Raw genomic sequence first — 26,808 nt, forward strand, 5'->3', positions numbered from 1 at the left:
CCCGGCTGATGACTGAACGGTATCGCCATCAGCTCAGGCATTCAGGATTTCCACTCCGCCACCTCTTCCAGCGTGCGCCGTTCCGCATCCACCGCAAAGCGCAGCGCACACCCCCCGGCCAACAGCGCCAGGCATGCGCCCAGCGCATAGCCTGCGGCCACCGCATGGCGGTCACCGCTGGCGATGAGCCAGCCCAGCAGCACCGGCGCGACGAATCCGCCCACGCCGGTCCCGATGGCATAGAAAATCGAAATGGCCATGGCCCGCATGCGCAGCGGGAATACCTCGCTGGCCGTCAGGTAGGCCGAGCTGGCGGCCGCCGAGGCCACGAAGAACACCGCGCTCCAGCACAGCGCCAGTGAACGCGCATCCAGCAACCCGGCATTGAAGGCCCAGGCCGTGGCGGCCAGTCCCGCACCAGAGAGCAGGTAAGTGGCCGCGATCATGCGGCGGCGGCCGATGCTGTCGAACAGATGGCCCAACAGCAGCGGCCCGAGCACATTGCCCAGTGCAAAAGGAAAGATGTAGAGCGCCACGCGATGGTCCGGCACCTGGAAGAAACGCGTGAGCACCAGCGAATAGGTGAAGAAGATGGCGTTGTACACGAAGGCCTGCGCCACCATCATCAGCGCCACCATCACGCTGCGTTGGCGATAGCGATGCAGCAGCACGTGGGCGATCTCGCGCCAGGGCAGCATGCCGCTGCCGGCCGTGCCACCCTGGATCGATGCGCCGGGCGCGTGGTCCACGGCGGGCAGGGCTCCGTGTTGCTGCTCGACTTGCGCTTCGATGCTGCGCACCACGGCTTCGGCTTCTGCGTGGCGGCCATGCATGAGCAGCCAGCGCGGACTTTCCGGCACATGCCGCCGTACCAGCAGCACCGCTACTGCCAGTACGGCTCCCAGCAGGAAGCAGACGCGCCAGCCCAGTGCGGCGCCCATCACCTGCGGGTCCAGGATCACCAGCGACAAGCCTGCACCCAGCGCTGCCCCGATCCAGAAACTGGCGTTGATGATGAGGTTGACCCGTCCCCGCACGCGCGCGGGCACCAGCTCATCAATGGCGGAATTGATGGCCGCGTACTCTCCGCCGATGCCAAGGCCAGTCACGAAGCGGCACAGTGCGAGGAACAGGAAATCCTGCGCAAAGGCGGTAGCCAATGTCGCCGCCATGTACAGCATGAGCGTCAGCATGAAGAGCCGCTTGCGACCCAGGCGGTCGGTGAGGCGGCCGAAGATGAGCGCGCCCAGCACGGTACCGGCGATGTAGAGCGAGCCGGTCCAGCCGACCTGCGCCGCATCCAGCGCCAGCGTATCGCTGCGCTCCAGCACGCTGCCCAGCGAGCCGACCAGGGTGACTTCCAGCCCGTCCAGCACCCAGGCCACGCCCAAGGCGATGACCACGCGCCAGTGCCAGCGCGACCAGGGCAGGCGGTCGAGGCGGGCAGGAATGGTGGCGGATGGGATGGCAATCATCGAGGGCTCCGTGGGCGAGACGAGGCGCACCGTGCAGCCTGCGCCTGAACGGCAGACCGCCCGCTGGCGGCGGGGGTTCCTGTGGATGAGCTTGGACGGCCAAATGCGATGATGACGTTATTTCTGGATTGGGTGACGTCCATGCCGCCCCTGTGGGAGCTCATGCCGAGGCACCGTTAAACCTCCGCATTGAGCCAGTCGCGGCCCGGCATGATTCGCTTCATGAAGTCATCAAACAAGGGAACGGTGAAGGCGGTGTCCCCATGTGTCGGACTCCAGATCATGCCTTTGGCAATCAGGCTGCTTCGTACCGGTCCCAGGGATGAGCTCTCTCGTCCCAATTCGGAAGCAATGTCTCCGGAGCGGTGAGGCCCCTGACCCAGCTCCGCCATCGCACGCAGGTATCTTTTTTCGGTGGGAGTGAGTCGGTCAAAACGTACGCGGAAGAAGCTTTCATCCAAAGCCGCGATAGCTTCGGTGGACGCTTTCTCGACATCTGCTTTGGTGATCGGACTTTTTTCGGCGACATCCCAAGCGTGTTTGCCCCATTCCTGCAGGAAGTAGGGATAGCCTTGGGTGTATTGAACGATCAGCTTGACTGCATCCTCGTCAACCGCGACGTTTTCGCTTGCAGCGGGTTTGACGATCGCATCAGTCGCATCCTCCTCTCCCAGAGGACCGATGGGAGGGAAAGCGAACAGTCGCTCTGCGTACGACTTCGCTTCACCCATGCGCCCCCTGAGCTGGGGCAAGCCGGCTCCAGCGACGATCAATGGCAATTTCTGCTGAGCACAACGGTGCAGCGCGGAGATAAGCGCTGCCATCTGAGGTTCGGGAACGTACTGCAGTTCGTCGATGTAGATGACCACTACGGTTTCTGCTGATTGAGCGGCTTTTCCAACTTGTTCGAGCAGCGCTGTCAGGTCGCCTTCCAGATCGCCGTTGTCGGCCAGACCGGGTTCAGCTTCGTAATCAAGACCGACTTCGATGTCGTTGAAGGTGACTTTCAGTTTCCCCACAAAGCCGGCCAATGCGCGCAAACCGCGCACCGCATAATCTTTCGACTTCTCCAGTCTGCTCAGGCGAAGCAAGCCCAGTCGCAACTGCGGCAAGAGCGCTGCGGGAAGGGATCTGCCTTCCGGTGCCTCGATGCGGATGGCCACAACGCCTTGTGCCTCTGCATCACGCATCATCTGGTCAAGCAGGACCGTCTTGCCTACCCCCCTCAGCCCGACCAGCATGATGCTCTTGTCGGCCTTGCCCAGACGCACACGCTGGATGCAGATGCTCATCTTTTCGCGAACCGCATCGCGGCCTGCCAATTCAGGTGGTGGACTGCCCGCGCCGGGAGCGTAGGGGTTCGTGACCGGGTTCATATCTATCCTTTTTATGCATTTTATGTTGTAAGGATAAATTAGCTAAAGTCAGTAGACTCGTCAACCCGGCCCCCCGAAGCCTTGCCAAATACATTTGCATTCTAGAAAAATTTTGGCTTGTATCTCTGTGTGCAAATTGATGAAAGGTCTGCAAATCCGCTGCATGTCATGCCAGTTCTACGCTGCATTTGCCTCAGTCATTTCCTGATGGGCGCTGGCAGGGCCCCACGCTACCATCGCCGTATTGCCACCAACCAACCAGAACGGGGAGGACATGGGCTGGTTCGATACCATCATGCAGTACGTCATCTATGCCGCCCTGGCAGTGTGTTCGCTCGGGCTGGTGGCCTCCATTGCGCTGTTCATCGCGCTGGAACACCGCTGGCAGGACCGCGTGAGCCAGGACGTGGAGGAACTCGCGCAGCATCTGCGACAGGAGCATCACGAGGCCGATCTGCCCCCGCATCCCTGGGAAGAACTGCGCAATCGCATCGGCGAGATGCAGATCGTGGCCGAGGAGAACGACCGGCCCAGCCCCTACAAGAACGTCGCCTGACGGTCTTCGATGGATCGCCTGCCCGGCAGGCGATTCGTGCGTCTATCCCTGGCTTTCCTTCTTCTGCTGCCGGTACGCCAGCTGCGCCCGCGTAATGCCCAGCAGGCGCGCCGCCGCCGACAGGTTGCCGCCGGCCCGTTCGATGGCCTCGGTGATCAGGGTCTGCTCAAGCGCTGGCAGGGAGAGCGCGGCGTCATCTTCCTGCTGGCCGCTGCGCCATTGCTGCACCGTCTCCAGCAGGCTGCCTCCCGGTCCAGGCAGCTGTGAAGCTTTCTTCCCGCGCTCCTCCTGCCGCCCTGCGAGCGTGCCAGTCTCGCCTTCCCCTTCGCCCTGCAGCGCCAGCGACAGGACCTCGTCATTGAGCGTCTCGCCGCTGATGAACATGTGCGGCAAATCCAGCGGATGCCCTTGGGCCAGGATCACGCCGCGCTCGATCAGGTTCTGCAGTTCGCGGATGTTGCCGGGGAAGCTGTAGTTGAGCAGCGCCTGCACGGCGCGCTGCGTGAATCCGCGCACCGCGATGGCGTGGCGTTGCCCGTAGAACTTGAGGAAGTGATGCATCAACAGCGGAATGTCGTCGCGCCGCTCGCGCAGCGGGGGCAGGTGGATCGGGAACACGTTGAGGCGGAAGAACAGGTCCTGCCGGAAGCGTCCCTCCCGGACCGCCACGGCCAGATCTTCATTGGTGGCGGCCACCACCCGCACCTTGACCTTGCGCGGACGGGTCGAACCGACGCGCTCGAATTCGCCCTCCTGCAGCACCCGCAGCAGCTTGCCCTGCGCCACCAGGCTCAAGGTCCCCACTTCATCGAGGAACAGCGTGCCGCCATCTGCCAGTTCGAAGCGGCCAGCCCGTGACTGCGTGGCCCCGGTGTAGGCGCCGCGTTCCACACCGAACAGTTCGGTCTCGATCAGCGTCTCGGGAATGGCTGCGCAATTGATGGCCACGAAGGGTTGGCGTTCGCGCCGACCGATCTGGTGCAGCATGCGCGCAAAGCGCTCCTTGCCCACGCCCGACTCGCCCGTGAAAAGCACGGTCGCATCAGTCGGTGCCACGCGGTTCAGCAGATGGCAGGCGGCGTTGAAGGCAGAGGAGGTACCCACCAGCGCACGGGTGAGATCGGCCTCCATGGCTTCCACCGCTTCGGCACTGAGCCCGCTGGCGCCGGTGGCGGCAGATTCGCCATCGGTGGCCAGCATGCCGCTGCCGACGAAGTCCTGGGCATTGAGGTAGCGCAGGTCGTCTTCGGCATCGCTCCACAGTTCGGCCGATTTGCCGATCACGCGGCAATGGGGTGTGCCCATGGCGCGGCACTCCACCTCCCGGAAGATCACCAGGTGTCCCAGCAGCGTGCTGACGTAGCCGATGGCATAGCCGATCTGCTGCCAGCACGAGGGCGCGGTGGCAATGCCATAGGCGGCCAGGTGCTCATCGGCTTCGCTGGAGTTGTGCCAGAGGAATTCGCCCTCGTAGCGGCCACTGTCGGGGTCATAGCTGAAGCTGACCGGGATCACCTTGACCACCCCCTCCAGCGTATGCAGCCTGGTCCCGGCCATGAGGATGGTGGAGGGGTCGGCATCGGGCCAGCGTTCGCGCACCAGCTGCGCGTCGCGCGCGCCGGAGATGTAGCCGGCGCGGGTCAGCAGGCCGCGTGCCTTGTCGATGCCGAGATTGTCGATCAGCTCGCGCCGCAGCGTGCCCATGCTGCGGCTGTGGATGAGCAGCATACGCTGGTCATTGAGCCAGATGCGGCCGTCGCCCGGCGAGAAAAACAGGCATTCGCCCAGGTCCGCCAGGGTCGGATGGGCATCCACGCTCCAGCGGTCGGTACTGGCAGAGCTCAGCTGCACCGGGGCCGCGGCGCTGCCTTGGCTACGCACCATCTCGGCAAGGGAAATACGCTGGGATGGCGGCATGGGCAGGCTCCTGGCGGAAGGGGATAGCGGGGCGCGCGGTGGAAAAGTTTCATCAAATGATGAAAGTTCAGTGGACTGATGGTTGGCGAATTTGCGCAATTGCGCAAGCTGCAGTGCATCAAGGATGTCGCTCCCCTGCAGCAAAAAAATCCCCCTGAAACCTGCCCTGGCTTTCCTCGTAGCGGATGGATTAGCTTGCTGCAAAGCCGCATGGGATGGCGCGCAGCGCGGTGGCACAGGCTTTGCAGAATGGCTGCTGATCCGGATTCACCGGCCATTACAAAGGAGACCCGCATGTCCGCCCCACCGACCCCCTTGCTCGATCCTGCCCGCTGGCAACGCCACCTGTTCCGTGGCCGCTGGGAAGAAACCGCACACGGCACCACCGTGATCGAACCCGCCACCGGCGCACCGCTGACCGATGTCGGCCTGGCCAGCGCGGATGACGTGGCCACCTCCGTCCAGGCTGCCGTGGCCGCGCAGGCCGAATGGCTGGCGGTGCCGCCGCGTGAGCGCGCCGAGATCTTCCGGCGTGCGGCCAGCCTGTTCCAGCAGCACTTCGATGAACTGGCGCGCATGGTGGCGCGCGAGACCGGCGGCGTGCTCTTCAAGGGCGAACACGAGGTGCGCGAAGCCATCACCCTGTGCCACCTCGCGGCCGGCATGCCGCTGCAGGCGCAGGGACAGTTGCTGCCCAGCGCGCCCGGGCGGCTGAGCATCGCCAAACGTGCCCCCCTGGGCGTGATCGGCGTGATCTCGCCCTTCAACTTTCCGCTGATCCTGACCTTGCGCACCGTCGCGCCTGCCCTGGCGGCGGGCAATGCGGTGGTGGTCAAGCCGGATGTGCGTACGCCGGTTTCCGGCGGCTTCATGCTGGCGCGCGTCTTCGAGGAAGCGGGTTTGCCGGCCGGTTTGCTGCACATCCTGCCCGGTGGCGCGGAGGCTGGCGAGGCGCTGGTGACGGCGCCGCAGGTGCCGATGATCGCCTTCACCGGTTCGCCCGCCGTGGGCCGCCGCATCGGCGAGCTGGCCGGACGGCATCTCAAGAAGGTCTCCCTGGAGCTGGGCGGAGCCAACGCGCTGGTGATCCTCGACGATGCCGACCTTGATGTCGCCGCCAGCAATGCGGCCTGGGGTGCGTGGCTGCACCAGGGGCAGATCTGCATGGCGGCCAATCGCATCCTGGTCCACGCCTCGCAGGCAGCGGGTCTGCTGGAACGCCTGGTGGACAAGGCGCGTCACCTGCCCGTGGGCGATGGCGCCAGCGGCCAGGTGGCGCTGGGCCCGCTGATCGATGCGCGCCAGCTGCAGCGCGTGCACGGGCTGGTGCAGGACAGTGTGGCGGCCGGCGCACGCTTGCTGGCGGGAGGCTCCTATGAAGGTTTGTTCTATCAGCCGACGGTGCTGTCCGGCGTGCGGCCCGGCATGCGCGTATTTGATGAAGAAATCTTTGGTCCGGTGGCCAGCGTCATCACGGTGGATTCCGAGGAAGAAGCCATCACCCTGGCCAACCAGAACCAGGGAGGACTGGCCGCCGGCGTGATCTCCGCTTCGCTGGCCCGCGCCATGCGGGTGGCGGGGCGGCTGCGCCAGGGCATGGTCCATGTCAACGACCAGACCGTCAACGACGAATGCGTGAACCCCTTCGGCGGTCCCGGCATCGCCGGCAACGGCACCAGCGTGGGTGGACCGGCCGACTGGGAAGAGTACACGCAATGGAAGTGGATCACGGTCAAGGAGCAGGCCACGCCGTATCCCTTCTGACGCCATCGCATGCGTGCGGCTGCAAAAAACCAAACGATATCAATCATTATTCAAGGAGACCAGCATGACACTGCAAGACAAGACCATCGTCGTCACCGGCGTTTCTTCCGGCATCGGTGCCGAGACCGCACGGCTGCTGCGGGTACAGGGTGCCCGCGTGATCGGGGTGGATCGCAATGCGCCCATCATCAGCGTGGAGGGTTTCGTGCAGGCCGATCTTTCCACCGCCGATGCCATCCATGACGCCGCCGCGCAGTTGCCCGAGAAGATCGATGGTCTCTGCAACGTAGCCGGTGTGCCCGGCACGGCCCCGGCTGACTTGGTTGCACGCGTGAACTATCTCGGCTTGCGCCATCTCACCGAGCTGCTGATTCGCCGCATGCCGCCGGGCAGCGCCATCGTCAATGTCGCCTCCATCCTGGGTGCGGAATGGCCCAAGCGGCTGGAGCAGCACAAGGCGCTGGCCCAGACAGCAGGTTTCGCGGCGGGCGCCGAGTGGCTGGCACGGCATCCGGTCGCGCAGGAGAGCTGCTACCAGTATTTCAAGGAAGCGCTCATCGTCTGGAGCATGGCCCAGGCCCAGCCCTGGTTCCTGAAGCACTCGATCCGCATGAACAGCGTCGCGCCCGGCCCGGTGCTCACGCCCATCCTGGGGGACTTCGTGACCATGCTCGGCCAGGAGCGCGTGCAGAAGGATGCCCATCGCATGAAACGCCCGGCCTATCCCGACGAGATCGCTGCGGCCATCGTCTGGCTGTGCAGCGACGGCAGCCGCTGGATCAATGGCGTGAACCTGCCGGTCGATGGGGGACTGGCCTCGACGTATCTCTGAATCGCAAGCGCGGCAAGCGATCCATTCCACAACACAGCCGACAACAACCACCGGCAACAACAACCGAGAACAACACAAGGAGACAACATGAGAGAGCATCGACAGCCCGCCGGCCGGCGTGCGGCGCGGCTGGCCCTGGCCCTGTGCCTGCTGCCCGCGCTGGCCAGCGCCTACGACCAGCCTGCCGTCAACATGGGCGGTACCAGCTTCTTCGATGGCGCACCGCTGCCCGGCGGTCCCGGCTTTTATTTCGTCGAATACCTCACCTACACCAAGGCCACCAGGCTGGTGGACAACAACGGCAACCGGCTGGGCTTTCCTGCCACCCAGGACATCAGCGTGTTCGCTCCCATCAGCCAGTTCATCTACGTGCCACCGGGGGCCAAGTTCGGCAACAAGCAACTGGGCTTCCAGGTGCTGGTGCCGTGGGTGGCCCATGCCAAGGTCGACGATGGCGCCGGCAATGCCATCCTTCGCGGCAATACCGGCATTGGCGACATCAGCGCCGGCGTGTCTGTGCAGGTCGATCCCGTCATGGGGGCGCAAGGGCCGCTTTATGCGCAGCGGTTCGAACTCCAGTTCATCCTGCCGACCGGGGCCTATGACCGCAATGCCACCGTCAATCCGGGCAGCAATACCTGGTCCTTCGATCCCTATTGGGCCGGCACGCTCTGGGCCAGCCAGAACCTGAGCTTCAGCTGGCGCCTGCACTATCTCTGGAATGCCCGCAACAACTCGCCCAATGCAGCCTTCGGCAACAACGTCAGTTCCACGCAGGCGGGGCAAGCGGTGCATGCCAACTTCTCCGCCGAGTACGTCCTCAATCCCAAGCTGACCATTGGCGCAGCCGGCTACTGGCTGCAGCAGGTCACCGATACCAAGGTCAACGGCAACGATGTGAGCGGGCGGCGCGAGCGCGTGGTCGGACTGGGGCCGGCGGCCATGGTGAGGTTGTCCGAGCGCGACCTGCTGTTCTTCAACGTCTATCAGGAATTTGCCGTGCGCAACCGGGCCGAGAACAGCAAGTTCCAGGTCCGCTACGACCATCACTTCTGAGCCGGCCGCGTTCAGTCCTGCCGTCGCTTGCGGCCCTGCCTGCTTTCCTACAGCAGGCAGAGCCGTTGTCCGCTTAACGGCTGCGGCTGGCGCAGGGATACTCCTTCTCCAAGATGGCACGTACGCGTGCCGCCACAAGAAGGGAGACCCGCATCATGCCAGCCGCCAATCCAGCCGGAACCGACCCCATCGCCGACGATGCGCTGCGTCTTCGTTCGCGCAAGACCCTTGCGGGCGGGCGCATGCCGCCGGTGGAGCGTCCGCCGCAGCAGCTAAAGCGCACTTTGCAACTATCTCCCCAGCCTTGCGCGGCGGATTGCCGTGCCGTCCGCGAGGCCGGCCACGCCAGGCCTGTGATGAAGCAGGCCGTGGTCAAGCAAGTCCAGCATGAGGAATACACCCAGCCCCTGCGCGTGAGCCAGCGCCAGTGGACCTGATCCCGAGGAGCCCACCATGACCCGCCCTGATCCGCAAGTCCGTCCTGCCGACAATGCCCTGGACGATCATCCCGATGCCCGCCACACCCCGCCCCGCGAGATCGTCCCCGATCCGCTGGCCGGTGCGCCTGCCAAGGGCCGCACGGTGCTCAAGCCTGGCGGCCTGTCCGAAGCAGAACAATTGCTGGAACAGCAAAAGCTGGACCGCCAGGGGCGATGATCGCTGTCCTGCGGCCGTAGCCTATTGGCTTGATAGTCCCTGACGATTGTTCCAGAACCCGGAACACTCAATTCTTTCCAGCATGGTTTTTCTCTTTCGCGCTCTTCCGTAGACTTCAGTCCATCGATGAACGACATCGCAACGCAAGAAACGATGCGGTTCTAGAGAGTGGCATGAGCCGACCGACATCCCGGCCACATGCATCACTGAACTGTAAGCACAACCCTACTGAAGTCCACTTAACGCATTCAAGGAGAAACATCATGTCCGCAAAGACCATCATCGCCGCCGTCCTGGCCCTGTCCGCTTCGTCCGTCGCATTCGCTGAAGCCCAATACCCGGTCGACCAGCCTTTCGTTTCGCACACCACCCGCGCTGCAGTGAAGGCTGACCTGGCCCGCGCCCAGGCACAAGGCATCGCCAACCAACCTGACTCGGTGTTCCCGGCCGTCAGCAATGCACCCGCCAAGAGCGCCGTGCAAACCGCCGGCAGCGCTGCTGATTCGACCTACGCTGGTGCCTGATGCAGGGTGATCCGATGCGTGGGCCGGATTGATCGGCCACGCATCGCGGTTCGCTGCATCGTCACTGGTGTGAAGCAGAACCCCCGGCACGTAAAACAAGAAAGAGGAATTCATCATGCTGCATCAACTGTTCTCGCGTAGTCTCTCCGTGTATCCACGGATCTACCTGCAATTTGCCGCTCTGGTCGGTTTGCTCATTGCCGCCGAGTTCAGCTTGAGCACCTTGTCCATGATGTTGACCCAGCGCGCCGTCTATCGCGTCTGGCAGCGCGTGCGCCACCGCCGTGAATTGCAGCGTCGTGAACGCTGTGCCGATACCGGCGGCAATTGCTGTGCCTGAGCCTGGCTCAAGAATTTCGATATGAAGAAAAGCGGCGCACCCATCGGGGTGCGCCGTTTTCGTTTGCGCCGGTGCGGTTTCGAAGCGTCATTGGCCTCAAAGCCCGCGCTCCAGCAACTGCAACTGTTCACGGAAGGCCGGTTTCAGGCGATACAGCTGCGCCGGACGATGCGCCCCGCTCTCGAACTGTCCGTCCACCGGATCGAGCATGTCCATCTCAGTCATCTTGCGGCGAAAACTCACCTTGTTGATGCTTTCGCCCATCAGCACCTCATAGACCCGCTGCAACTGCGGCAAGGTGAAGACATCGCCCAGCAGATGGCAGGGCAGTGACGAATACTGGCTCTTGCTGCGCAGGCGCGAGACGGCGGTGCCGATGATGTCGCCATGGTCGAAGGGCAGCGGCGGCAGCCGGTCCACGCTGTGCAGGCGGACCTCGTCCCGCTCGGTCTGGGCGATGGTGGTGGCCGGCACCAGCGCGTAATACGCGATCGATATCGACCAGCCGCGCGGATCACGCGCCGCGCCGGAGAATGTGGCCAGTTGTTCCAGGTAGGGCGCAGCGATGCCGGTCTTGTCCAGCAGTACGCGGCGCGCGGCATCGCGCGCATCGACGTCAGTGCGCGCATGGATATAGCCGCCCGGCAGCGCCGCTACCCCCTTGAAGGGCGCATGTTCGCGCTTGAGCAGTGCTACCTCCAGTCCCTCGGCTGTGAGCGTGAGCAACGCCACATCGACTGTACAGATCACCGGATCCATTTTTATCCTCGCCTTGTCCAAGTGCGGGAAGTCTAAAGGTACTTAGTGTCATTGTGAATCTATTTGTTGCAATTGACACCATAGGCCCGCTACGAAACCGATTTTCAGGGCACTTCCAGAAAATTTACGATCTCCAAGTTAGTTGCAAAAGTAAATTAAGTGGTCTACACTGGCCTTACCGTAACCCGACGCACTCCGAAAGGTGGACACCATGAAGCGCTCGCTGCATCTCCTCGTGATCGATCCGCAAAACGATTTCTGTGACCTTCCGGCGGACTGGCTGCCGGTGGATCCGGCTACCGGCGGGGTACTGCGGCCGGCGTTGCCGGTGGCGGGCAGCCATGCCGACCTGCAACGCGTGGCGCGTCTGATCGAACAGGGCGGTACGGGCCTCTCGGCCATCAGCATCACCCTCGATGCGCACCACAGGCTGGACATCGCCCACCCCACGTTCTGGCAGCAAGCCGATGGCGCGGCGGTCACGCCCTTCACCCAGATCGAGGCCGCGCAGGTGCGTGCCGGTACTTTCCTGCCACGCGATCCGCAAGCGCTGCCGCGCGCACTGGCCTATCTCGATGCCCTGGAAACCGCCGGGCGCTACCGCCTCATGGTCTGGCCGGTGCACTGCGAGATCGGCAGCTGGGGCGGTGCGGTCCACGCCGATGTGCGTGCCGCCTACAACCGCTGGGAAGAGCGCACGCTGGGCGTGGTCACCAAGCTGGGCAAGGGCAGCAATCCGTGGACCGAGCACTATTCGGCAGTGATGGCCGAAGTACCGGATGAGGACGATCCCGCCACCCAGCTCAACCGTGGCTTCATCGCTACCCTGGCGCAGGCCGATACCGTCTACATCACCGGCGAAGCGGGCAGCCACTGCGTGCGCGCCACCACCGAACACATCGCCGCCAACCTCGATGCCGCGGGCCGTGCCCGGCTGGTGCTGGTGACCGATTGCATGAGCCCGGTGGCCGGCTTCGAGGCGCAGTACCAGGATTTCCTGCTCGCCATGTCGCAGGCCGGCGTGCGCCTGGCCACTTCGGAGCAGGTGCTGCAAGAGCTGCAAGCCAACGCCTGACCCATCTACGGAAAGGAGTGCCCATCATGGCACCCGTCGTTCGCAGTCTGCTGGAAACCGATCTCTACAAGTTCACCATGTGGCAGGCGCTACTGCACGGCCATCCCGGTGCCCAGGCCGAATACACCTTCGTATGCCGCAACCAGCCGCAATTCCCGCTGGCCGAACTGAAAGACGAGGTGGAGCGCGAACTGGATCACCTGTGCAGCCTGCGCTTTGGCAACGATGAGCTGGCCTACCTGGCCCAGCTGCGCTACATGAAGAGCGACTTCATCGATTTCCTCGCGCTGTTCCGTTTCCAGCGCAAGTTCATCGAAGTCAGCACCGAGGGCGAGCGCCTGTGCATCGTGGCGCGCGGTCCGCAGGTGCATGTGATGGGCTTCGAGATCTACGTGCTCTACATCGTCAACGAGCTGTATTTCCGCCGCATCGGCAAGGCAGCGGCGGTGGAAGAGGCGCGCCGCCGCCTGCAGGAAAAGATCGCACTGCTGCACGCCTTCGCCACCGAAGTGCCGCGCCGCCATCCCTTCGAATTCTTCGACTTCGGCGTACGCCGCCGCTACAGCGGTGCTTGGCAGGAGGAAGTGGTGGCCACGCTGGCGCGCGAGGTCCCGCAGTATTTCAAGGGCAGCTCCAACGTCTGGCTGGCCAAGAAGTACCAGCTGGTACCCATCGGCACCATGGCCCACGAATACCTGCAGTCCTATCAGTCCTTCGGCGTGCGCCTGCGCGATTTCGAGAAGGCCGCGCTGGAAGACTGGGTGCAGGAATACCGGGGCGACTTGGGCGTGGCCCTGACCGACGTGGTCGGCATGGATGCCTTCCTGGCCGACTTCGACCTGTATTTCGCCAAGCTCTTCGATGGCCTGCGGCACGATTCGGGCGATCCCTTCGAATGGGGCGAGAAGGCGCTGGCGCACTATCGCAAGCTGCGCCTGGATGCCAACACCAAGCGCCTGGTGTTCTCCGATGGACTGGACTTGCCGCAGGCGCTGCGTCTGTATCGCCATTTTTCCGACCGTGCCATGACCGGTTTCGGCATCGGCACCAACCTCAGCAACGACACCGGCATCGCGCCGCTGAACATCGTCATGAAGCTGTCGTCCTGCAATGGCCAGGCCGTGGCCAAGCTGTCCGATTCGCCGGGCAAGACTTTGTGCAAGGATGAAACTTTCCTGGCCTACCTGCGCCAGCTGTTCGGCATCGCCGCGCCGGCCACCCCTGCCTGAGCCGCTGCGGCGGCAGAAAGGATGCATCATGCTTCGCATCGCCATCGCCCAATGCAACCCCACCATCGGTGACTTCACCGGCAACCTGGCACTGCACCTCGATGGCCTGCAGCGCGCCGCCGGGGCCGGTGCCGACCTGGTGGTCTTTCCCGAACTCTCCCTCTGCGGGTACTACCCCGGCGATTTGCTGGAAGAAGCGCGCTTCCTGGCACAGGCCGAAGAGAGCTTGCAATCGGTCATCGACGCCACCCGCAGCCTGCCCGGACTGACGGCCGTCATCGGCGCGCCGCGCCGCAATCCCGGTCCGGGCAAGCCGCTCTTCAATGCCTTGCTGGCGGTGCGCGAGGGCAGCATCGTGGCCGAATATCACAAGCAATTGCTGCCGGTGTATGGCGTCTTCGATGATGGCCGCCATTTCGAGGCCGGTCCCGAGACCGCCTGCGTGTTGCCCATCAAGGGCCTGCGGGTCGGCTTCCTGATCTGCGAGGACGGCTGGAACGATGACCTGCGCAGCTACCGCGTCAATCCCTTCGAGAAGCTGGCGCAGGCCGATGCGCAACTGGTGGTCTCCATCAATGCCAGCCCGTCGGATGTGGGCAAGCGCAGCCAGCGCCACGCCCTGTTCCAGGCCGCCTGCCTGCGCCGCCAGATGGCGCTGCTCTACGTCAACCAGGTGGGCGGGCAGGACCAGCTGGTCTATGACGGCGGCTCCTTCGCCATGTCGCCGCTGCAGGGATTGGCCTTCGAGGCGGCGCGCCTGGCCGAAGATTTCCAGGTCATCGCTTTCGAGAGCGGACGCTTCCTGCGCAGCGACGGTGTGGGCGAACCGGTCCGTGAAGACCAGACCCTGGCCACCCCGGAATTCCAGCGCCGCCAGATCCTGCTGGGCCTGCGCGACTATGCGCGCCGCTGTGGCTTCGGCAAGGTGGTGGTCGGTTCTTCCGGGGGCATCGATTCGGCGCTCACCATCGCGCTGGCCGTGGAGGCATTGGGTGCGCAGAACGTGGTGGCGGTGACCATGCCCTCGATGTTCTCCAGCACCGGTTCGGTCGATGATTCCGAAACGCTGTGCCAGGCCTTGGGCGTGACGCTGTTCCGCCACCCCATTTCCGACCTGGTGCGCGAGTTCGAGGACGGTTTTGCCAAGGCCTTCGGCGCTCCCCTGCGCGGCCTGCCGCTGGAGAACCTGCAGGCCCGCGTGCGCGGGGCCATCCTCATGGAGTATTCCAACGGCTATGACGCGCTCCTGCTGACCACCGGCAACAAGAGCGAAATTTCCGTGGGCTACTGCACCCTGTATGGCGACACCAACGGCGGCCTGGGCCTGATCGGCGATCTCTACAAAACCGAGGTCTATGCCCTGGCGCGCCACCTCAATGCGCAGGCCGGCCGCGAGATCATCCCCGCCGCCATCATCGACAAGGCCCCCTCGGCCGAGCTGGCGCCCGACCAGCGCGATACCGACAGCCTGCCGCCTTACGAGGTGCTCGACGAGATCCTCAAATGGCACATCGAAGGCAGCCGCCTTCCCGCCGACGAAGCCCGGGCGGCCAGCCGTGCAGTCGAACAGCTCAGCGGAACCGAAACCGGGGCCGCACTGGTCGAACGCATCTGCCGCATGGTGGCGCGCAACGAGTACAAGCGCCGCCAGTCGCCGCCGGTGATCCGGGTACGCGCCCGCGCCTTCGGCAGCGGACGGCAGATTCCGATCGCGGTGCGCTATTGAGGCGCTGGCCGTCATCAAGGTGACAGGCCGTTCGACCCTGTTGATAAAAATAAAGGAAAGCGCATGCCCGTCCTGACTCCGCAATACGATGCCGCCGTGGTGATCGGCCGCTTCCAGCCCGTGCACAACGGCCACCTGCACCTGCTGCATCACGCGCTGGAGCGCGCGGCCACGGTGATCGTGGTGCTGGGGTCGGCCTTCCACGCCCGCAACACCAAGAACCCCTTCACCCGGGAAGAGCGCGCTGCCATGATCGCCGGCGCCATGCCGCCCGGCCAGCGCGAACGCCTGCGCTTCGTGGCCACCCGCGATTACTACGACGATCGCCGCTGGTCCGCCGAAGTGCGCCGCCTGGTCGCGGCTCAGACCGATCCCCAGGCAAGGGTGCTGCTGGTCGGCCACTTCAAGGATGCCTCCAGCTACTACCTGCGCCACTTCCCGCAATGGCAGCTGGAAACCCTGCCGCGCGCCGGCGACATCGATGCCACCGACATCCGCAACGTCTGGTTCGAGGCCGAGGACCTGGAAGTGAGCCTGGATGTCCTGGACACGATGGTGCCGCCCAGCGTACGCCACTACCTGCGCGCCTGGTCATTGCTGCCGCATTACGCCGCGCTGGTGGAAGAACATCGCCAGTTACGCAAGTATCAAGCGGCCTGGGCGGCGGCACCTTATCCGCCCGTCTTCACGACCGTCGATGCCGTCATCCGTGCCGCCGACCACGTGCTGCTGGTACAGCGCAAGGGCTTTCCGGGACGCGGCCTGTGGGCCATCCCCGGCGGCTTCCTGGACCAGCGCGAGCGCCTGATGCAGGCCGCCCTGCGCGAACTGGCCGAGGAAACCAACCTGGCCGTGTTGGACGTGACGCTGGAAGAGGCCCTGGTGGACGTCAAGATCTTCGATCACCCCGACCGCAGCGCACGCGGCCGCACCATCACCCACGCCTACTACTTCGACCTGCGGCTGGAACACCTGCCCGAGGTTGAGGCCGCCGATGATGCAGCCCAGGCGGTGTGGACACCCATCGCGAACCTGGCGGCGATGGAAGCGAGCTTCTTCGACGATCACTTCCATATCCTCGATACCTTCCTCAACCTCACCGGCAGCCAGTGAGACCATGGCCATCCCCGATACCGTCGACAGCACCGAGGCCATCGCGCCGCATGGGCCAGCGCTGCCGGACCTGATGCCCGCCGCCCTGCAGCAGCTGCTGGAAAGCCGCCTGCCGCGGGTGATCCGGCGCGAACCCGGCCAGGACGATGCGACGCGCTGGCGCCGCTGGGAGATCGGCGGGCGCACCGTGCAGATCGCCCAGCCGGTGACCTTCACGCCCTATGCCTCGGCGCGGCCTTGCTCGGCACGCTGCCGCTTCTGTTCGGAAACGCTGGACGATGGCGGCCCCCACGCCGCCGCACTGCGCCCCGGTCCGCAGTACGGCGCGCAGCTTCGGCAGGCGCTTGCCGCGCTGCGCGGGCTGCCGCTGTCGTGGTCGCTCTCAGGACTGGAGACCACCGATGACGCCGGCTGGATGCTGTCCATGCTCGATGCCCTGCAGGAGCACGCGCGCCATTCGCCGGTGCAGGGCAGCGTGCTCTACACCAATGGCGCCGGCCTGGCCTCGCCGCAGGGCGCGGAGTTGATCACGCGCCTGCAGGCTTTTGATCTGGGCTGGGTGGAACTGTCGCGCCATCATCATGAGGCCGGCGCCAACCAGGCCATCATGCGCTTTCGCAGCGGACAGACGGTTGCCACGCAGATCGGCATCGACGCCACGCTCACGCAACTGGTGCCGCAGTTGCCGGTGAAGCTGGTGTGCATCGTGCAGCAGGGCGGCATCGATGGCGTCCCGGCGCTGAAAGCTTATCTGCGCTGGGCCCGGCAGCACGGTGTGAAGGCGGTGATCCTGCGCGAGTTCTCACAACTCGGACCGCAGTACCGCAACAACGTCACGGCCCGCTACATCGGCGGCGCGCGCATCGATGTCGCGGCCTTGCTGGCAGCCTGCCTGGCCGATCCGGAATGGAGCGCGGAAGCGCAACTGGCACACGCCACCTCCGGCTACTATTTCTGGAATGTGGTGCTGCACTGGCGCGGCATGCAACTCACCTTCGAAGCCTCGGATTACGTGCGCATGCATGCGCGCCATGCCAGCGGACGCATCTACAAGCTGGTGTTCCATGCCAATGGCCGCCTGTGCGGCGGCTGGAATCCCGAACAGCACGTGCTGCTGGAAACCGCCGGTGCCGCGCCCATGCGCAGCCGCACGGTGCAGCCGCTGCGCCCGCTGCTGCGGAGTCCGTCATGAACGACAACAGCTGGCTGCACCTCAGCAAGCAAGACCCGGCCTGGACCCTGCCGCAGGCGCTGGCCGATACCGACCGCTTCGGCGCGCGCGATTGCGGCTGGGTGGAGCAGATGCAGCCGTTCATTGCGCACCTGTGCCCGCCGGGTGGCACGGTGCTCGATCCCTTCTGCGGATTCGGCAGCACGCTAGTCGCCGCGCACAGCGTGGGCCGCGCGGGCATCGGCATCGAGATAGATGGCCAGCGCGTGGCATTGACGCGCCAGCGGCTGCAGCGTCTCGGGGCCGATGGTCCGCCACAGCAAGTGTTGCAAGGCGATGCCACGGCGCTCGCGCATTCCCTGCCGCCGGTGGACCTGGTGTTGAGCAACGTGCCTTACTTCGGCTGCCGGTGGCCGGACACAGCCGACGCCGCCCAAGATGGCCAGCTCTACGCCAGCCAGACCTACGCCGCATTCCTCGGCATGCTGGAGCGTCTGCTGCGCGCGTTGCGCGATTGCCTGCGACCCGGCGGCTGGCTGGTGCTGTGCGCCGAGAACCTGCGTGTGGGCGAGCAGTTCGTGCCGCTGGCCTGGGACCTGGCGCGGCTGATGGCGGACCGCTTCCGATTCATCGAAGAGCGCATCCTGATCTATGACCGCGCCAGCCTGCCCGAGAGCCCGGGCCAACTGCACAGCAACCGTTCGCATGAATATGCGCTGATCGCGCGCCATCTTCCGCACGCCATCGATACGGACCAGACCCTCGCCGTGCTGCAAGCGCTGCAGGCGGCGTATCCGGGGTTTGTCCTTTACGGCAGCTTTGCGCGGTGGCTGCAGGATCTGCCGTTGTCGCAGGCGCCTGCCGATGCGGATCTGTTGTTGCCCGACAACCCGTCACTGCTCGCTGCCCTGTGCCACTGGCTGGAACAGCAGGGCTTCGCGCTCACCTGCTGGGGCGCTCCGTTCTCGGCTGCCATGACCGGCCCTGCGGCGGCCGTGCTCCCGCAGCGCCACTACCTGCGCGCCGTGCGGCTTGACCGTACGGGCCGGCAGGTGCGACTGGACCTGTGCCTGCGCGATGCCCGGTACGACGGGGCAGACATTCTCGGACAAGCCGTTTTCCGTCACGGCTTGCCGCTGATGCCGCCGGCGCTGTTGCAGGCCACCGTCTGAGCTGCCACTGCGTCTCATCGTTTATTCATCGACTGTTCACCCGCTTTTCCTGCGCCCCATGCCAAAATGGCATGGGGCGCTCCCGATGCCATTTCGGTATAGTGGCTGGCGTTCCAAGGGAAGGTCGCTGCCAGGCACAACGTGGCCGGCGCCAAAGACAAGCCGCCGGACCAGCGCGGCACGCCAACGGGGTAGGGAAGATGGAAATCAAATGGGTGGAGGACTTCCTCTCGGTCGTCGATACGCTGAACTTCAGCCGCTCGGCCAAACTGCGCAATGTGACGCAACCGGCCTTCGGCCGCCGCATCCGCTCGCTGGAAACCTGGCTGGGTGCCGAACTGTTCGATCGTTCGTCCTATCCCTGCACGCTCACGCCGGCCGGTGAATCCTTCGTCCCCATCGCCAAGGAGATGCTCAACCAGTCCATGCAGGCCCGGCTGGTGCTGCGCGGCCAGCTGGCCGGGGCGCAATCCTCGGTACGCTTTGCGATGCCGCACACGCTCTTGCTGACGGTGTTCCCCAAGCTGCTGTCGGAAATCGAAAAGACCATCGGCGCCATCGCCACCACCGTCATGGCCGGCAACGTGCACGATGCCGTCATGGCCCTGGTGGAACGCAACTGCGACCTGCTGCTGTGCTATGACCATCGCCAGCAGGGCATCGCCCTCGATACCGAACGCTATGCCGTGCTCTCGCTGGGCAAGGAGCCGCTGCGTCCCTACGTCAAGACGCTGCCTGGCGGCCAGCCCAAGTACGTGTTGCCGGGCACGCCCAACGATCCGCAACCTTTCCTCAGTTATTCCCCGTATTCCTCGCTCTCGCGCATCGTCGAGAAGGCCCTGCATTCCAGCCCGCGCCGCGTGCACCTGTTCCGCCGCTTCGAGACCGACCTGGCCGAAGGCTTGAAGAGCATGGCCGTCGAAGGCCACGGTATCGCCTGGCTGCCGGCCAGCGCGGTCTCGCGCGAGATCGCCGAGGGCAAGCTGACCCTGGCCATCGCCCCGAACGACAGTGAAGCGCTGGAGCAAGGGTTGTGGTGCGACGAGATGGATATCCGCGTCTATCGCCGCCTCGATGGCGCCAATCCGGACATAGACCGGATTTGGAACTATCTCAAGGCCGAGCACGGCACGCCGTAATTTCTCCTGCATTTTTTGAAGCCAAGGTCCCGCATGAAATTTCTCACCAACCAGCAGGTCAGCGAACTGCTGACCACCGAAGACGCCATCGCCTCCATGCGCGAGGCATTTGCCCACGCCGCCGAGGGTGCACACCAGGGGCGCGTGCGCACCAGTGCTGCCAATGGCGTGATGCTGTCGATGATGGGGGCAGTCATTCCCTCGGCCGGTATTGCCGGGGCCAAGGTCTACACCACCATCAAGGGCCAGTTCAAGTTCGTCATCCAGCTGTTCTCCAGCGAGACGGGCGCTCCGCTGTGCACCCTCGAAGGCGATGCCATGACCGGCCTGCGCACCGCCGCTGCCACGGCCGTGGCCTGCGACGCGCTGGCCCGCAAGGACGCCGCCACCCTGGCCGTGGTCGGCACCGGCGTGCAGGCGCGTTCGCACATTCCGGCGCTGCTGCAGGTGCGGCCGTTCAAGGAAGTATTGATCGCCGGCTTGTCGGGCCGCGAAGCCCTGGCCGAGGAGGTCACGCGCACCCTGGGCGTTCCGGCGCGCGTGGTGAGTATCGATGAAGCCGCTGCCGCAGCGGACGTGCTGGTGACCGTCACCCGGTCAGCCACGCCGCTGTTCGATGGCAAGCTGCTGCGTCCGGGGGCGTTCGTCGCCGCCGTCGGTGCCTCCAAGGCCAACGTGCGCGAGCTGGACGATACCGCCATCGGCCGTGCCGCCGCGCTGTTCGTGGAATGGAAGCCGCAGGCGCAGCAGGAGGCCGGCGACCTGGTGCAGTGCGCACCGGGCGTGTTCGAGTGGGACAAGGTGATGGAACTGGCGCAGGCTGTCGATGGCAGCATGCCTTATCAGCGCCAGGACGAGGACATCGTCATCTACAAGGCCATCGGCATCGGGCTGGAAGATGTGGCGCTGGCCGGGCTGGCGTATCGCAAGGCGTGCGTGCAGTACGGCTGGTAAGCCGAACCTGGATGGCATGAAAAAATGCGCTGCGGATTTCCCCGCAGCGCATTTTTGTTTGGGTCAGCCTCGAATCAGGCCGCCACTTTCTTGTCCTTGGCGGCCGCTGCCGGTTTGGCCCGCAAGGCGGTGGCGGTGGCGATGAGCACGACGGCGATGCCGGTGACGGTGCCTACGGTCACTGGTTCATCCAGCAGCAGCCAGCCCCACAGCGACGCCGTCATCGGCACCAGGAAGGTCACGGTGATGGCCTTGGTCGCCCCTTCAGCGGCAATCAGTTGGAAGAACAGTGCGTAAGCGATACCGGTACAGACCACGCCCAGCACCAGTACAGATAACAGCGCAGGCAGGGTGCCGGCCTGCAGCGCATGCGGCATCGACGGCGCAGCCAGCGGCAGCAGGCACAGGGCCGCGGCGAACTGGCTGCCGGTGGCCATGGCGATGGGCGGGATGCCGCCGGCGCGCATGCGCGTGAAGGTGGCCACAAAACCATAGCTGACCGCCGCACCCATGGCCGCCAGCACCCCGGCGATCACCAGCGCATCGACTGGTGCCGGGCCGATGCCGACCAGCACCGCCACGCCGACCAGGCCCAGCACGAAGGCTCCGGTACGCACCAGGCTCAGTCGTTCACCCAGGAGCAGGAAACCGAACATGGCCGTGAAGATCGGCGCCAGCGAGTTCATGGTGGCCATGTAGGCCGAGGGAATGTGCAGCGCCGACCAGGCAAAGAGCGCGAAGGGCAGGGCGGTATTGAAGATGCCGATCACCAGGTAGGGCAGCCAGTTGCGTCGCCACTGCAGCGGTACCCCGCGCACGCGGGCAAAGGCCAGCAGCGACAGCGTGGCCAGCGAGGCACGGCCGAAGGTGGTCAGCATGGGACCGAAGACCGGTGCGGCAATGCGCATGAGCATGAAGCTGGTGCCCCAGATGGCAGCGAGCAGCAACAGCTTGGCAATGTTGGAGGAAGACATGGGCGAGGGCGGCAGGAATGGCCAGTGGGAGGTCGATTGTACGGCCACTTCCACGAGCCGTCCCGGTACAGTTGGCAGCTTTGTACCGGGCCACTTGACTGCAGCGCAACAGTCACCGGGGAGAATGAGGAAGAACTGTGCATGGCACCGTACCGGGCCACCTGCTAGGCTTGCCACCCTGACACTTACTGTACAGGAGCCCGCATGCTGACGATCTACGGCCGTGACAATTCCATCAACGTACGCAAGGTCCTGTGGGCCTGCACCGAGCTGGGCATTGCCTTCGAGCGGCAGGACTGGGGCATCGGTTTCAAACCGACCAGCGAGCCTTCCTTCGTTGCCATGAATCCCAATGCGATGGTGCCGGTGATCGATGATGAGGGCTTCGTCCTGTGGGAGTCCAACAGCATCCTGCGCTATCTCGCCGCGCAGTACGGCGGCACCGCGCTGTATCCGCAGGAACCCCGCCTGCGCGCGCGCATCGACCAGTGGATGGACTGGCAGGCCAGCGACCTCAACCGCAGCTGGAGCTATGCCTTCATGGCGCTGGTGCGCAAGTCGCCCGAGCATGGCGATGCGCAGCAACTGGCGGCTTCCATCGCCGGCTGGACACGCTTCATGCAGGTGCTGGAGCAGCAGTTGCAGCACAGTGGCGGTTTCGTGGCGGGGCCTGCATTCACGCTGGCCGATATTCCGGTCGGGCTGTCGGTCAATCGCTGGTTCGGCACGCCCTTGGAGCATGCGCCCTTGCCGGCCGTGGCAGCGTATTGCGAGCGCCTCAGCGAGCGGCCCGGCTTCCGTGCCTACGGCCGCAACGGCATGGCCTGATGGCGGCGGGCGCGGTACACTGCGGCCTTGCGCATGCGCGCCCATTTCCGTCCTGCAGGTTCACCATGGCCACCCGAAAGAAAAAACTGCTCTTCCTTGCCGCCTTCCTTGGCTGTCTGCTGCTGGCCAGCGTTCCCTTGTGGGCTTTGCTGTTTTACTGATTTTTTTTGGTCACTTGCGCCTGGCTCGAAATCGTATCAGGCGTTACAAAAAAGGTGTTGATGGTTCGCTCTTCCTGGAAATCCGGTACGCCTTGCCCCGACAGGTAGCACGCAGCTCACGCAAAAAAAATCCCCCGGGTCCAATGACCAGGGGGCCAACATCATTTCATCGCGATTCAGGCAGACACACACCAGGCGGCACCGGAGACGGTGCCGTCCCGCTCGCTCAATACGGCAGCCGATGGGGCGGCAGGCTGGCACGGCCGGCCAGCGGATGATGCCGCCAGCGCGCTTCGGCCAACAGGTAGATGCCCGTTGCCGACAACGCAACGGTCACCAGCGTAGAGAGAACGGCAGTCAGCAGGAAGGTGGTGAACATGATGATCTCCTCAAGACGACTTCATCTTAGGAGAAAGCACCGCCCGTGGCTCTAGTGATTTTCCCTAGAAAACAAACAAGCCGATCAGGGAATCCCCGAGCGGCTTGCAGGCCGGCAATGCTGTCATCCTGCCAAGCAGCAAGTCGCAGCAAGTCGCAGCAAGTCGCAGCACGCCGCCGCATCAGCCCATCAATAACGTTCCAGCCAGTGCGCGTAAGGTGCCGGCAGCGTCCAGGAGGGGCGCTCCACGCCCAGTTCCTTGGCGGCCTGGTAAGTCCAGTGCGGATTGGCCAGGTGCGAGCGGCCCACCATCACGAGGTCGAGCTGGCCCTCCTTGACGGCGCGTTCGGCCAGTTCCGGCGTGCCGAAGCCCCAAGCGGAAGAGACCGGCACACCCGCTTGCTCGCGCACGCGCTGGGCGATCGGACCGAGGAAGGCCGGGCCCCAGGGGATCTGCACTTCCGGAATGGTGAAGCCGATGGTCACGCTGATCATGTCCATGCCGATCTCCTTGAACTGGCGCACCACGCCGATGGAGTCGACCAGCGTCTGCTCGTCGCGGCCATCGTATTCCAGCACGCCGAAGCGCACCGTCAGCGCCAGGTGTTCCGGCCACACTTCACGCACGGCGCGCAGGGTTTCCAGCAGGAAGCGGGCGCGGTTTTCGACGCTGCCACCATAGATGTCATCACGCTGGTTGGAATGCGCCGAGAAGAAGCTTTGGCCCAGGTAGCCGTGAGCGAAGTGCAGCTCCAGCCATTCGAAGCCGGCGTCACGGGCGCGGATGGCGGCATCGACGAAGTTCTGGCGCACGCGGGCGATGTCGTCCAGGCTCATGGCCTTGGGGACCTTGGGCAAGCCCTTGCCGAAAGCAATCGCGGAGGGGGCGATGGTGTCCCAGCCGCGGGCATCGTCGGCAGCGATATGGTCGTCGCCTTCCCAGGGACGATTGGCGCTGGCCTTGCGGCCGGCGTGGCCGATCTGGATGCCGGGCACCGCACCGGCTGCCTTGATGGCTTGCACGACAGGCACGAAGGCTTGCGCCAGCTCGTCCGACCAGATGCCGGTGCAGCCCGGCGTGATGCGGCCTTCCGGCACCACGGCGGTGGCTTCCACGATCACCAGGCCGGCACCGCCTCGGGCAATGCTGGCGTAATGCGACAAGTGCCATTCGTTGGCCTTGCCGTCCACCGCCATGTATTGGCACATGGGCGGGACGGCGATGCGGTTGCGCAGGGTCAGGTCCTTGAGCTTGAAGGGAGTAAAGAGAGCAGACATGGATGGCTTCTTGTCAATGATGAAAATGAAATCAACAAGCACTGCACTGGCACAGCACTCGCTTCGGTTGTTCGTAAATATTCGAACTATGGAAGGAGTATAACCCAGGGTGTATCATCTTGCAGATGCGTCCCTACAAACATCCCGAGATTGCCGAGTTCGTGCTGGAGCGCGTGCTCTACGCGCTGAGCGATTCGATCCGCCTGGAGATCGTGCGCCACCTGGCGCGCGTGGAATGTGCGACCTGCGGCGAGCTCGATGGCGGGCGTCCCAAGTCCACCGTCTCGCATCACTTCAAGGTCTTGCGCGAAGCCGGCCTGGTGCGCACCGAGAGCAATGGCACCACCCACATCAACACCTTGCGCCACGCCGATATCGAGCAGCGCTTTCCGGGTTTGCTGTCGGCCATCCTGGCCCAGCACGACAAGCTGCCGGCCCGCCGCAGGAAAGCGGCCTGAAGCTGCCCCGTCCGCTCAGAGCTTGCCGGCCTTGACCTCGGCGTCCACTGCCACGAAGGCCGTGGCCATTGCATACTGTTCTGCCTCTACCGAAGTATTGCCGCGAAAGTCCTCGCACACCACGCGCCGGAAAGCGACCGGGTTGTCATTGCGATGCAGCTGGTAACTGCCGACCCAGGTGCCGTCGATCTGTTCCCTGCTGCTGACCCGGATGAAATAACCGTGGTGCTCGGCCACGTCATTGTCGAGCTGGGTGTCGATCACCGCCCGCGCGTAACCCACGCCAGCCACTTGTGCCGAGGCCACCGAAGCGAAGGGATTGCCGCGCAGGCCGGGGGCCGGTTCGCCGTCGACCTGCACGGTGCAAAGGACGTCGCCATCGCGTTGCTGCGTGCAGGAGACGCTGATGTGCTTGCCGCGATAGGTGGCGCCATAAGTGGGGAGCATGCGTGCTTTCAAGAAGAATTGCCTGGGCGCTATAGTGGCGCGATCGTTCATCGTGGTCAATCGTCGTGCGGCCGGCATGGCGTGAGCGCGGCGTAAAAAAGGCCCGCATGTTGCCATGCGAGCCTTCTCCTTCACAGTGGCAATGGGCGCAGGAAATCAGGACCCGTGCTTGGCGAGGCCTTCCCGCATCCGCTTCACTTCCTTCTCCGACACCGCCCCTGCCTGGTTGCTCCAGCCCTGGCGCACGAAGCTGGCCAGTTCTGCCGCTTCCTTGTCGGAGAGGCGATGGGCAAAGCCCGGCATGACCAGGATCGACGGTGCCTTCTCGGTGGAGGGCGTGCGCGCGCCAGCCAGGATCACGTGCAGCAATGCGCTGGGATTGTCGGCATTGACCACGGTCGCGCCATCGAGCACCGGGAAGATGCCCGGCGCGCCCTTGCCGTTGACGAAGTGGCAGGCCGCGCAATTGTCCAGGTAGAGGCGCTCGCCCAGGCTCAGGTCCTTGGCGGCCGTGAGCTTCTTCGTGGTCGCCTCGGCCCCTTGCGGGGTGACGCGGCCGCTGCCGGCCGAGGCCACCGGCGAGAGCGTCTTGAGGTAAGCCGCGATGGACTGCAGGTCCTCCGGCTTGAGGTGCGCGGTGCTGTGTTCCACCACCAGGCTCATCTCGCCGGCCACCGAGGCGGTCTTGTTGCGGCCGGTCTGCAGGTAGTCGACGATGTCCTGCGCGCTCCAGTGCGGCATGCCGCGCAGCGACGGTACCGCCCAGCCGTTGAGGTCGCCGCCCGAGAGGAATTGCGCCTGGCTGCTGTCGCTGGCCTTCTCGTTCATGGCGAACCCGCGCGGGGTGTGGCAGCTGCCGCAGTGGCCCAGGCCCTCGGCCAGATAGGCACCACGCTTGATCTCGGCGCTCCAGCCGTCCTGCTCCTTGAACGGTTTGTCATTGGCGAAGAAGACATTCCACAGCTTCATCCCCCAGCGGATGTTGAAGGGGAAGCTCATGCTGCTGGCCGGCGGCGTGGAGGCCACCGGCTTCACCCCTTGCATGAAGTAGGTGTAGAGGGCGTGGATGTCCTCGTCACTCACCTTGGCATAGCTGGGGTAGGGCATGGCCGGATAGAGCTGCGTACCATCGGCGCGCACGCCATGGCGCACGGCAGCGGAGAACTGGGCTTCGCTGTAGTTGCCGATGCCGTGTTCCTTGTCCGGCGTGATGTTGGTGGAATAGATGATGCCGTGGCCGCTGTCGATGGCCAGTCCGCCCGAATAGGCCGGCTTGCCGGCGGCGCTGTGGCAGGCCATGCAGTCGCCGGCACGGGCCAGGTACTGGCCGCGCGCGACCACATCCTGGTCGGCCGCCTGCGCTGCATTGCAGGCACCCAGCCCACCCAGCACACTCAGAGACAAGGCCAGAGCGGCCAGCAATGAAGTCATTTTTTTCATGTTCTCTC

27 protein-coding genes are annotated in these 26,808 nt (G+C 64.7%); 18 read left to right on the plus strand and 9 right to left on the minus strand.

Features of this window, described 5'->3' with window-relative positions; all coding sequences use genetic code 11:
• Positions 1–41: 41 nt before the first annotated feature.
• Both CEJ45_RS13115 and CEJ45_RS13120 read right to left on the minus strand, forming a co-directional pair.
• Positions 42–1,475 carry an MFS transporter gene (locus CEJ45_RS13115; protein WP_154135020.1) on the minus strand — a complete coding sequence of 478 codons (1,434 nt, stop codon included), beginning with the start codon at positions 1,473–1,475 and terminating at the stop codon, positions 42–44.
• A 176-nt stretch (positions 1,476–1,651) separates the two neighbouring features.
• Positions 1,652–2,851, minus strand: coding sequence for an ATP-binding protein (locus CEJ45_RS13120; protein ID WP_088755530.1), 1,200 nt, complete (start codon positions 2,849–2,851; stop codon positions 1,652–1,654).
• Between the two features lie 244 nt (positions 2,852–3,095).
• Between CEJ45_RS13120 and CEJ45_RS13125 the strand changes: the two genes are divergently transcribed.
• Positions 3,096–3,407 (plus strand): hypothetical protein, encoded by a 312-nt coding sequence (locus tag CEJ45_RS13125; protein ID WP_241517336.1) that lies wholly within the window; start codon positions 3,096–3,098, stop codon positions 3,405–3,407.
• 42 nt (positions 3,408–3,449) lie between these two features.
• On the opposite strand, the gene CEJ45_RS13130 is transcribed toward CEJ45_RS13125, so the two are convergent.
• On the minus strand, positions 3,450–5,324 hold the full coding sequence (locus CEJ45_RS13130) for a sigma-54-dependent Fis family transcriptional regulator (protein ID WP_088755532.1): 1,875 nt from the start codon (positions 5,322–5,324) through the stop codon (positions 3,450–3,452).
• 294 nt (positions 5,325–5,618) lie between these two features.
• Between CEJ45_RS13130 and CEJ45_RS13135 the strand changes: the two genes are divergently transcribed.
• From CEJ45_RS13135 to CEJ45_RS13165, 7 genes are all read left to right on the plus strand, one after another.
• On the plus strand, positions 5,619–7,088 hold the full coding sequence (locus CEJ45_RS13135) for a benzaldehyde dehydrogenase (protein WP_088755533.1): 1,470 nt from the start codon (positions 5,619–5,621) through the stop codon (positions 7,086–7,088).
• 64 nt (positions 7,089–7,152) lie between these two features.
• Positions 7,153–7,920, plus strand: a complete 768-nt coding sequence (locus CEJ45_RS13140; RefSeq protein ID WP_088755534.1) for a coniferyl-alcohol dehydrogenase — start codon at positions 7,153–7,155, stop codon at positions 7,918–7,920.
• An 87-nt stretch (positions 7,921–8,007) separates the two neighbouring features.
• Complete coding sequence (locus tag CEJ45_RS13145) at positions 8,008–8,976, plus strand: SphA family protein (protein WP_241517337.1); 969 nt, start codon at positions 8,008–8,010, stop codon at positions 8,974–8,976.
• A 155-nt stretch (positions 8,977–9,131) separates the two neighbouring features.
• Positions 9,132–9,413, plus strand: coding sequence for a hypothetical protein (locus tag CEJ45_RS13150; RefSeq protein ID WP_088755535.1), 282 nt, complete (start codon positions 9,132–9,134; stop codon positions 9,411–9,413).
• Positions 9,414–9,429: 16 nt separating this feature from the next.
• The gene (locus tag CEJ45_RS13155) at positions 9,430–9,633 is read left to right on the plus strand and encodes a hypothetical protein (protein ID WP_088755536.1); all 204 of its coding nucleotides are present in this window, start codon (positions 9,430–9,432) and stop codon (positions 9,631–9,633) included.
• Positions 9,634–9,896: 263 nt separating this feature from the next.
• Entirely contained in the window at positions 9,897–10,157 is a 261-nt protein-coding gene (locus CEJ45_RS13160; RefSeq protein ID WP_088755537.1) for a DUF4148 domain-containing protein, read from the plus strand.
• Between the two features lie 115 nt (positions 10,158–10,272).
• A complete protein-coding gene (locus CEJ45_RS13165) occupies positions 10,273–10,497 on the plus strand; it encodes a hypothetical protein (protein ID WP_088755538.1) in 225 nt (74 codons plus the stop codon).
• Positions 10,498–10,593: 96 nt separating this feature from the next.
• Here the strand turns inward: CEJ45_RS13165 and CEJ45_RS13170 are convergent, their stop codons facing one another.
• Positions 10,594–11,256 (minus strand): NUDIX hydrolase, encoded by a 663-nt coding sequence (locus CEJ45_RS13170; RefSeq protein WP_088755539.1) that lies wholly within the window; start codon positions 11,254–11,256, stop codon positions 10,594–10,596.
• A 211-nt stretch (positions 11,257–11,467) separates the two neighbouring features.
• On the opposite strand from CEJ45_RS13170, the gene CEJ45_RS13175 reads away from it, so the two are divergent.
• From CEJ45_RS13175 to CEJ45_RS13210, 8 genes are all read left to right on the plus strand, one after another.
• Positions 11,468–12,331 carry a cysteine hydrolase family protein gene (locus CEJ45_RS13175; protein ID WP_088755540.1) on the plus strand — a complete coding sequence of 288 codons (864 nt, stop codon included), beginning with the start codon at positions 11,468–11,470 and terminating at the stop codon, positions 12,329–12,331.
• 26 nt (positions 12,332–12,357) lie between these two features.
• The gene (gene pncB, locus CEJ45_RS13180; protein WP_088755541.1) at positions 12,358–13,560 is read left to right on the plus strand and encodes a nicotinate phosphoribosyltransferase; all 1,203 of its coding nucleotides are present in this window, start codon (positions 12,358–12,360) and stop codon (positions 13,558–13,560) included.
• 28 nt (positions 13,561–13,588) lie between these two features.
• A complete protein-coding gene (locus CEJ45_RS13185) occupies positions 13,589–15,286 on the plus strand; it encodes an NAD+ synthase (RefSeq protein ID WP_088755542.1) in 1,698 nt (565 codons plus the stop codon).
• A 63-nt stretch (positions 15,287–15,349) separates the two neighbouring features.
• Positions 15,350–16,399, plus strand: coding sequence for a bifunctional nicotinamide-nucleotide adenylyltransferase/Nudix hydroxylase (locus CEJ45_RS13190; protein ID WP_088755543.1), 1,050 nt, complete (start codon positions 15,350–15,352; stop codon positions 16,397–16,399).
• 4 nt (positions 16,400–16,403) lie between these two features.
• Entirely contained in the window at positions 16,404–17,591 is a 1,188-nt protein-coding gene (locus CEJ45_RS13195; protein WP_206601749.1) for a hypothetical protein, read from the plus strand.
• Positions 17,588–18,742: a TRM11 family SAM-dependent methyltransferase gene (locus CEJ45_RS13200; protein ID WP_088755544.1), complete on the plus strand. Its 1,155-nt coding sequence runs from the start codon at positions 17,588–17,590 to the stop codon at positions 18,740–18,742. Before CEJ45_RS13195 ends, CEJ45_RS13200 begins: the two co-directional genes overlap by 4 nt.
• Before the next feature lie 200 nt (positions 18,743–18,942).
• The gene (locus tag CEJ45_RS13205) at positions 18,943–19,881 is read left to right on the plus strand and encodes a LysR family transcriptional regulator (protein ID WP_088755545.1); all 939 of its coding nucleotides are present in this window, start codon (positions 18,943–18,945) and stop codon (positions 19,879–19,881) included.
• A 33-nt stretch (positions 19,882–19,914) separates the two neighbouring features.
• Positions 19,915–20,835, plus strand: a complete 921-nt coding sequence (locus CEJ45_RS13210) for an ornithine cyclodeaminase family protein (protein ID WP_088755546.1) — start codon at positions 19,915–19,917, stop codon at positions 20,833–20,835.
• Between the two features lie 74 nt (positions 20,836–20,909).
• On the opposite strand, the gene CEJ45_RS13215 is transcribed toward CEJ45_RS13210, so the two are convergent.
• Positions 20,910–21,863 (minus strand): DMT family transporter, encoded by a 954-nt coding sequence (locus CEJ45_RS13215; RefSeq protein ID WP_241517338.1) that lies wholly within the window; start codon positions 21,861–21,863, stop codon positions 20,910–20,912.
• Between the two features lie 150 nt (positions 21,864–22,013).
• Between CEJ45_RS13215 and CEJ45_RS13220 the strand changes: the two genes are divergently transcribed.
• On the plus strand, positions 22,014–22,637 hold the full coding sequence (locus CEJ45_RS13220; protein WP_088755547.1) for a glutathione S-transferase family protein: 624 nt from the start codon (positions 22,014–22,016) through the stop codon (positions 22,635–22,637).
• Positions 22,638–23,024: 387 nt separating this feature from the next.
• On the opposite strand, the gene CEJ45_RS24925 is transcribed toward CEJ45_RS13220, so the two are convergent.
• Together CEJ45_RS24925 and CEJ45_RS13225 are read right to left on the minus strand one after the other, a co-directional pair.
• Complete coding sequence (locus CEJ45_RS24925; protein ID WP_167386300.1) at positions 23,025–23,177, minus strand: hypothetical protein; 153 nt, start codon at positions 23,175–23,177, stop codon at positions 23,025–23,027.
• Positions 23,178–23,366: 189 nt separating this feature from the next.
• Positions 23,367–24,455: an NADH:flavin oxidoreductase/NADH oxidase gene (locus CEJ45_RS13225; protein WP_088755548.1), complete on the minus strand. Its 1,089-nt coding sequence runs from the start codon at positions 24,453–24,455 to the stop codon at positions 23,367–23,369.
• A gap of 125 nt (positions 24,456–24,580) precedes the next feature.
• Between CEJ45_RS13225 and CEJ45_RS13230 the strand changes: the two genes are divergently transcribed.
• Positions 24,581–24,913 carry an ArsR/SmtB family transcription factor gene (locus CEJ45_RS13230; RefSeq protein WP_088755549.1) on the plus strand — a complete coding sequence of 111 codons (333 nt, stop codon included), beginning with the start codon at positions 24,581–24,583 and terminating at the stop codon, positions 24,911–24,913.
• Positions 24,914–24,928: 15 nt separating this feature from the next.
• Here CEJ45_RS13230 and CEJ45_RS13235 read toward each other — a convergent pair whose 3' ends face one another.
• Positions 24,929–25,360 (minus strand): hypothetical protein, encoded by a 432-nt coding sequence (locus CEJ45_RS13235; protein WP_088755550.1) that lies wholly within the window; start codon positions 25,358–25,360, stop codon positions 24,929–24,931.
• Positions 25,361–25,516: 156 nt separating this feature from the next.
• Positions 25,517–26,800 carry a c-type cytochrome gene (locus CEJ45_RS13240; RefSeq protein ID WP_088755551.1) on the minus strand — a complete coding sequence of 428 codons (1,284 nt, stop codon included), beginning with the start codon at positions 26,798–26,800 and terminating at the stop codon, positions 25,517–25,519.
• Positions 26,801–26,808: the final 8 nt, after the last annotated feature.

This window comes from Herbaspirillum aquaticum (assembly GCF_002213425.1).
Classification (GTDB): Bacteria; Pseudomonadota; Gammaproteobacteria; order Burkholderiales; family Burkholderiaceae_D; genus Herbaspirillum; species Herbaspirillum aquaticum.

What these genes read in the sequence shown, in the direction of transcription:
- CEJ45_RS13115 (WP_154135020.1), bottom strand. Translation starts at nt 1,475, where the DNA reads ATGATTGCCATCCCATCCGCCACCATTCCTGCCCGCCTCGACCGCCTG.
- CEJ45_RS13120 (WP_088755530.1), bottom strand. Translation starts at nt 2,851, where the DNA reads ATGAACCCGGTCACGAACCCCTACGCTCCCGGCGCGGGCAGTCCACCA.
- CEJ45_RS13130 (WP_088755532.1), bottom strand. Translation starts at nt 5,324, where the DNA reads ATGCCGCCATCCCAGCGTATTTCCCTTGCCGAGATGGTGCGTAGCCAA.
- CEJ45_RS13135 (WP_088755533.1), top strand. Translation starts at nt 5,619, where the DNA reads ATGTCCGCCCCACCGACCCCCTTGCTCGATCCTGCCCGCTGGCAACGC.
- CEJ45_RS13140 (WP_088755534.1), top strand. Translation starts at nt 7,153, where the DNA reads ATGACACTGCAAGACAAGACCATCGTCGTCACCGGCGTTTCTTCCGGC.
- CEJ45_RS13145 (WP_241517337.1), top strand. Translation starts at nt 8,008, where the DNA reads ATGAGAGAGCATCGACAGCCCGCCGGCCGGCGTGCGGCGCGGCTGGCC.
- CEJ45_RS13150 (WP_088755535.1), top strand. Translation starts at nt 9,132, where the DNA reads ATGCCAGCCGCCAATCCAGCCGGAACCGACCCCATCGCCGACGATGCG.
- CEJ45_RS13155 (WP_088755536.1), top strand. Translation starts at nt 9,430, where the DNA reads ATGACCCGCCCTGATCCGCAAGTCCGTCCTGCCGACAATGCCCTGGAC.
- CEJ45_RS13160 (WP_088755537.1), top strand. Translation starts at nt 9,897, where the DNA reads ATGTCCGCAAAGACCATCATCGCCGCCGTCCTGGCCCTGTCCGCTTCG.
- CEJ45_RS13165 (WP_088755538.1), top strand. Translation starts at nt 10,273, where the DNA reads ATGCTGCATCAACTGTTCTCGCGTAGTCTCTCCGTGTATCCACGGATC.
- CEJ45_RS13170 (WP_088755539.1), bottom strand. Translation starts at nt 11,256, where the DNA reads ATGGATCCGGTGATCTGTACAGTCGATGTGGCGTTGCTCACGCTCACA.
- CEJ45_RS13175 (WP_088755540.1), top strand. Translation starts at nt 11,468, where the DNA reads ATGAAGCGCTCGCTGCATCTCCTCGTGATCGATCCGCAAAACGATTTC.
- pncB (WP_088755541.1), top strand. Translation starts at nt 12,358, where the DNA reads ATGGCACCCGTCGTTCGCAGTCTGCTGGAAACCGATCTCTACAAGTTC.
- CEJ45_RS13185 (WP_088755542.1), top strand. Translation starts at nt 13,589, where the DNA reads ATGCTTCGCATCGCCATCGCCCAATGCAACCCCACCATCGGTGACTTC.
- CEJ45_RS13190 (WP_088755543.1), top strand. Translation starts at nt 15,350, where the DNA reads ATGCCCGTCCTGACTCCGCAATACGATGCCGCCGTGGTGATCGGCCGC.
- CEJ45_RS13195 (WP_206601749.1), top strand. Translation starts at nt 16,404, where the DNA reads ATGGCCATCCCCGATACCGTCGACAGCACCGAGGCCATCGCGCCGCAT.
- CEJ45_RS13200 (WP_088755544.1), top strand. Translation starts at nt 17,588, where the DNA reads ATGAACGACAACAGCTGGCTGCACCTCAGCAAGCAAGACCCGGCCTGG.
- CEJ45_RS13205 (WP_088755545.1), top strand. Translation starts at nt 18,943, where the DNA reads ATGGAAATCAAATGGGTGGAGGACTTCCTCTCGGTCGTCGATACGCTG.
- CEJ45_RS13210 (WP_088755546.1), top strand. Translation starts at nt 19,915, where the DNA reads ATGAAATTTCTCACCAACCAGCAGGTCAGCGAACTGCTGACCACCGAA.
- CEJ45_RS13220 (WP_088755547.1), top strand. Translation starts at nt 22,014, where the DNA reads ATGCTGACGATCTACGGCCGTGACAATTCCATCAACGTACGCAAGGTC.
- CEJ45_RS24925 (WP_167386300.1), bottom strand. Translation starts at nt 23,177, where the DNA reads ATGTTCACCACCTTCCTGCTGACTGCCGTTCTCTCTACGCTGGTGACC.
- CEJ45_RS13225 (WP_088755548.1), bottom strand. Translation starts at nt 24,455, where the DNA reads ATGTCTGCTCTCTTTACTCCCTTCAAGCTCAAGGACCTGACCCTGCGC.
- CEJ45_RS13230 (WP_088755549.1), top strand. Translation starts at nt 24,581, where the DNA reads ATGCGTCCCTACAAACATCCCGAGATTGCCGAGTTCGTGCTGGAGCGC.
- CEJ45_RS13235 (WP_088755550.1), bottom strand. Translation starts at nt 25,360, where the DNA reads ATGCTCCCCACTTATGGCGCCACCTATCGCGGCAAGCACATCAGCGTC.
- CEJ45_RS13240 (WP_088755551.1), bottom strand. Translation starts at nt 26,800, where the DNA reads ATGAAAAAAATGACTTCATTGCTGGCCGCTCTGGCCTTGTCTCTGAGT.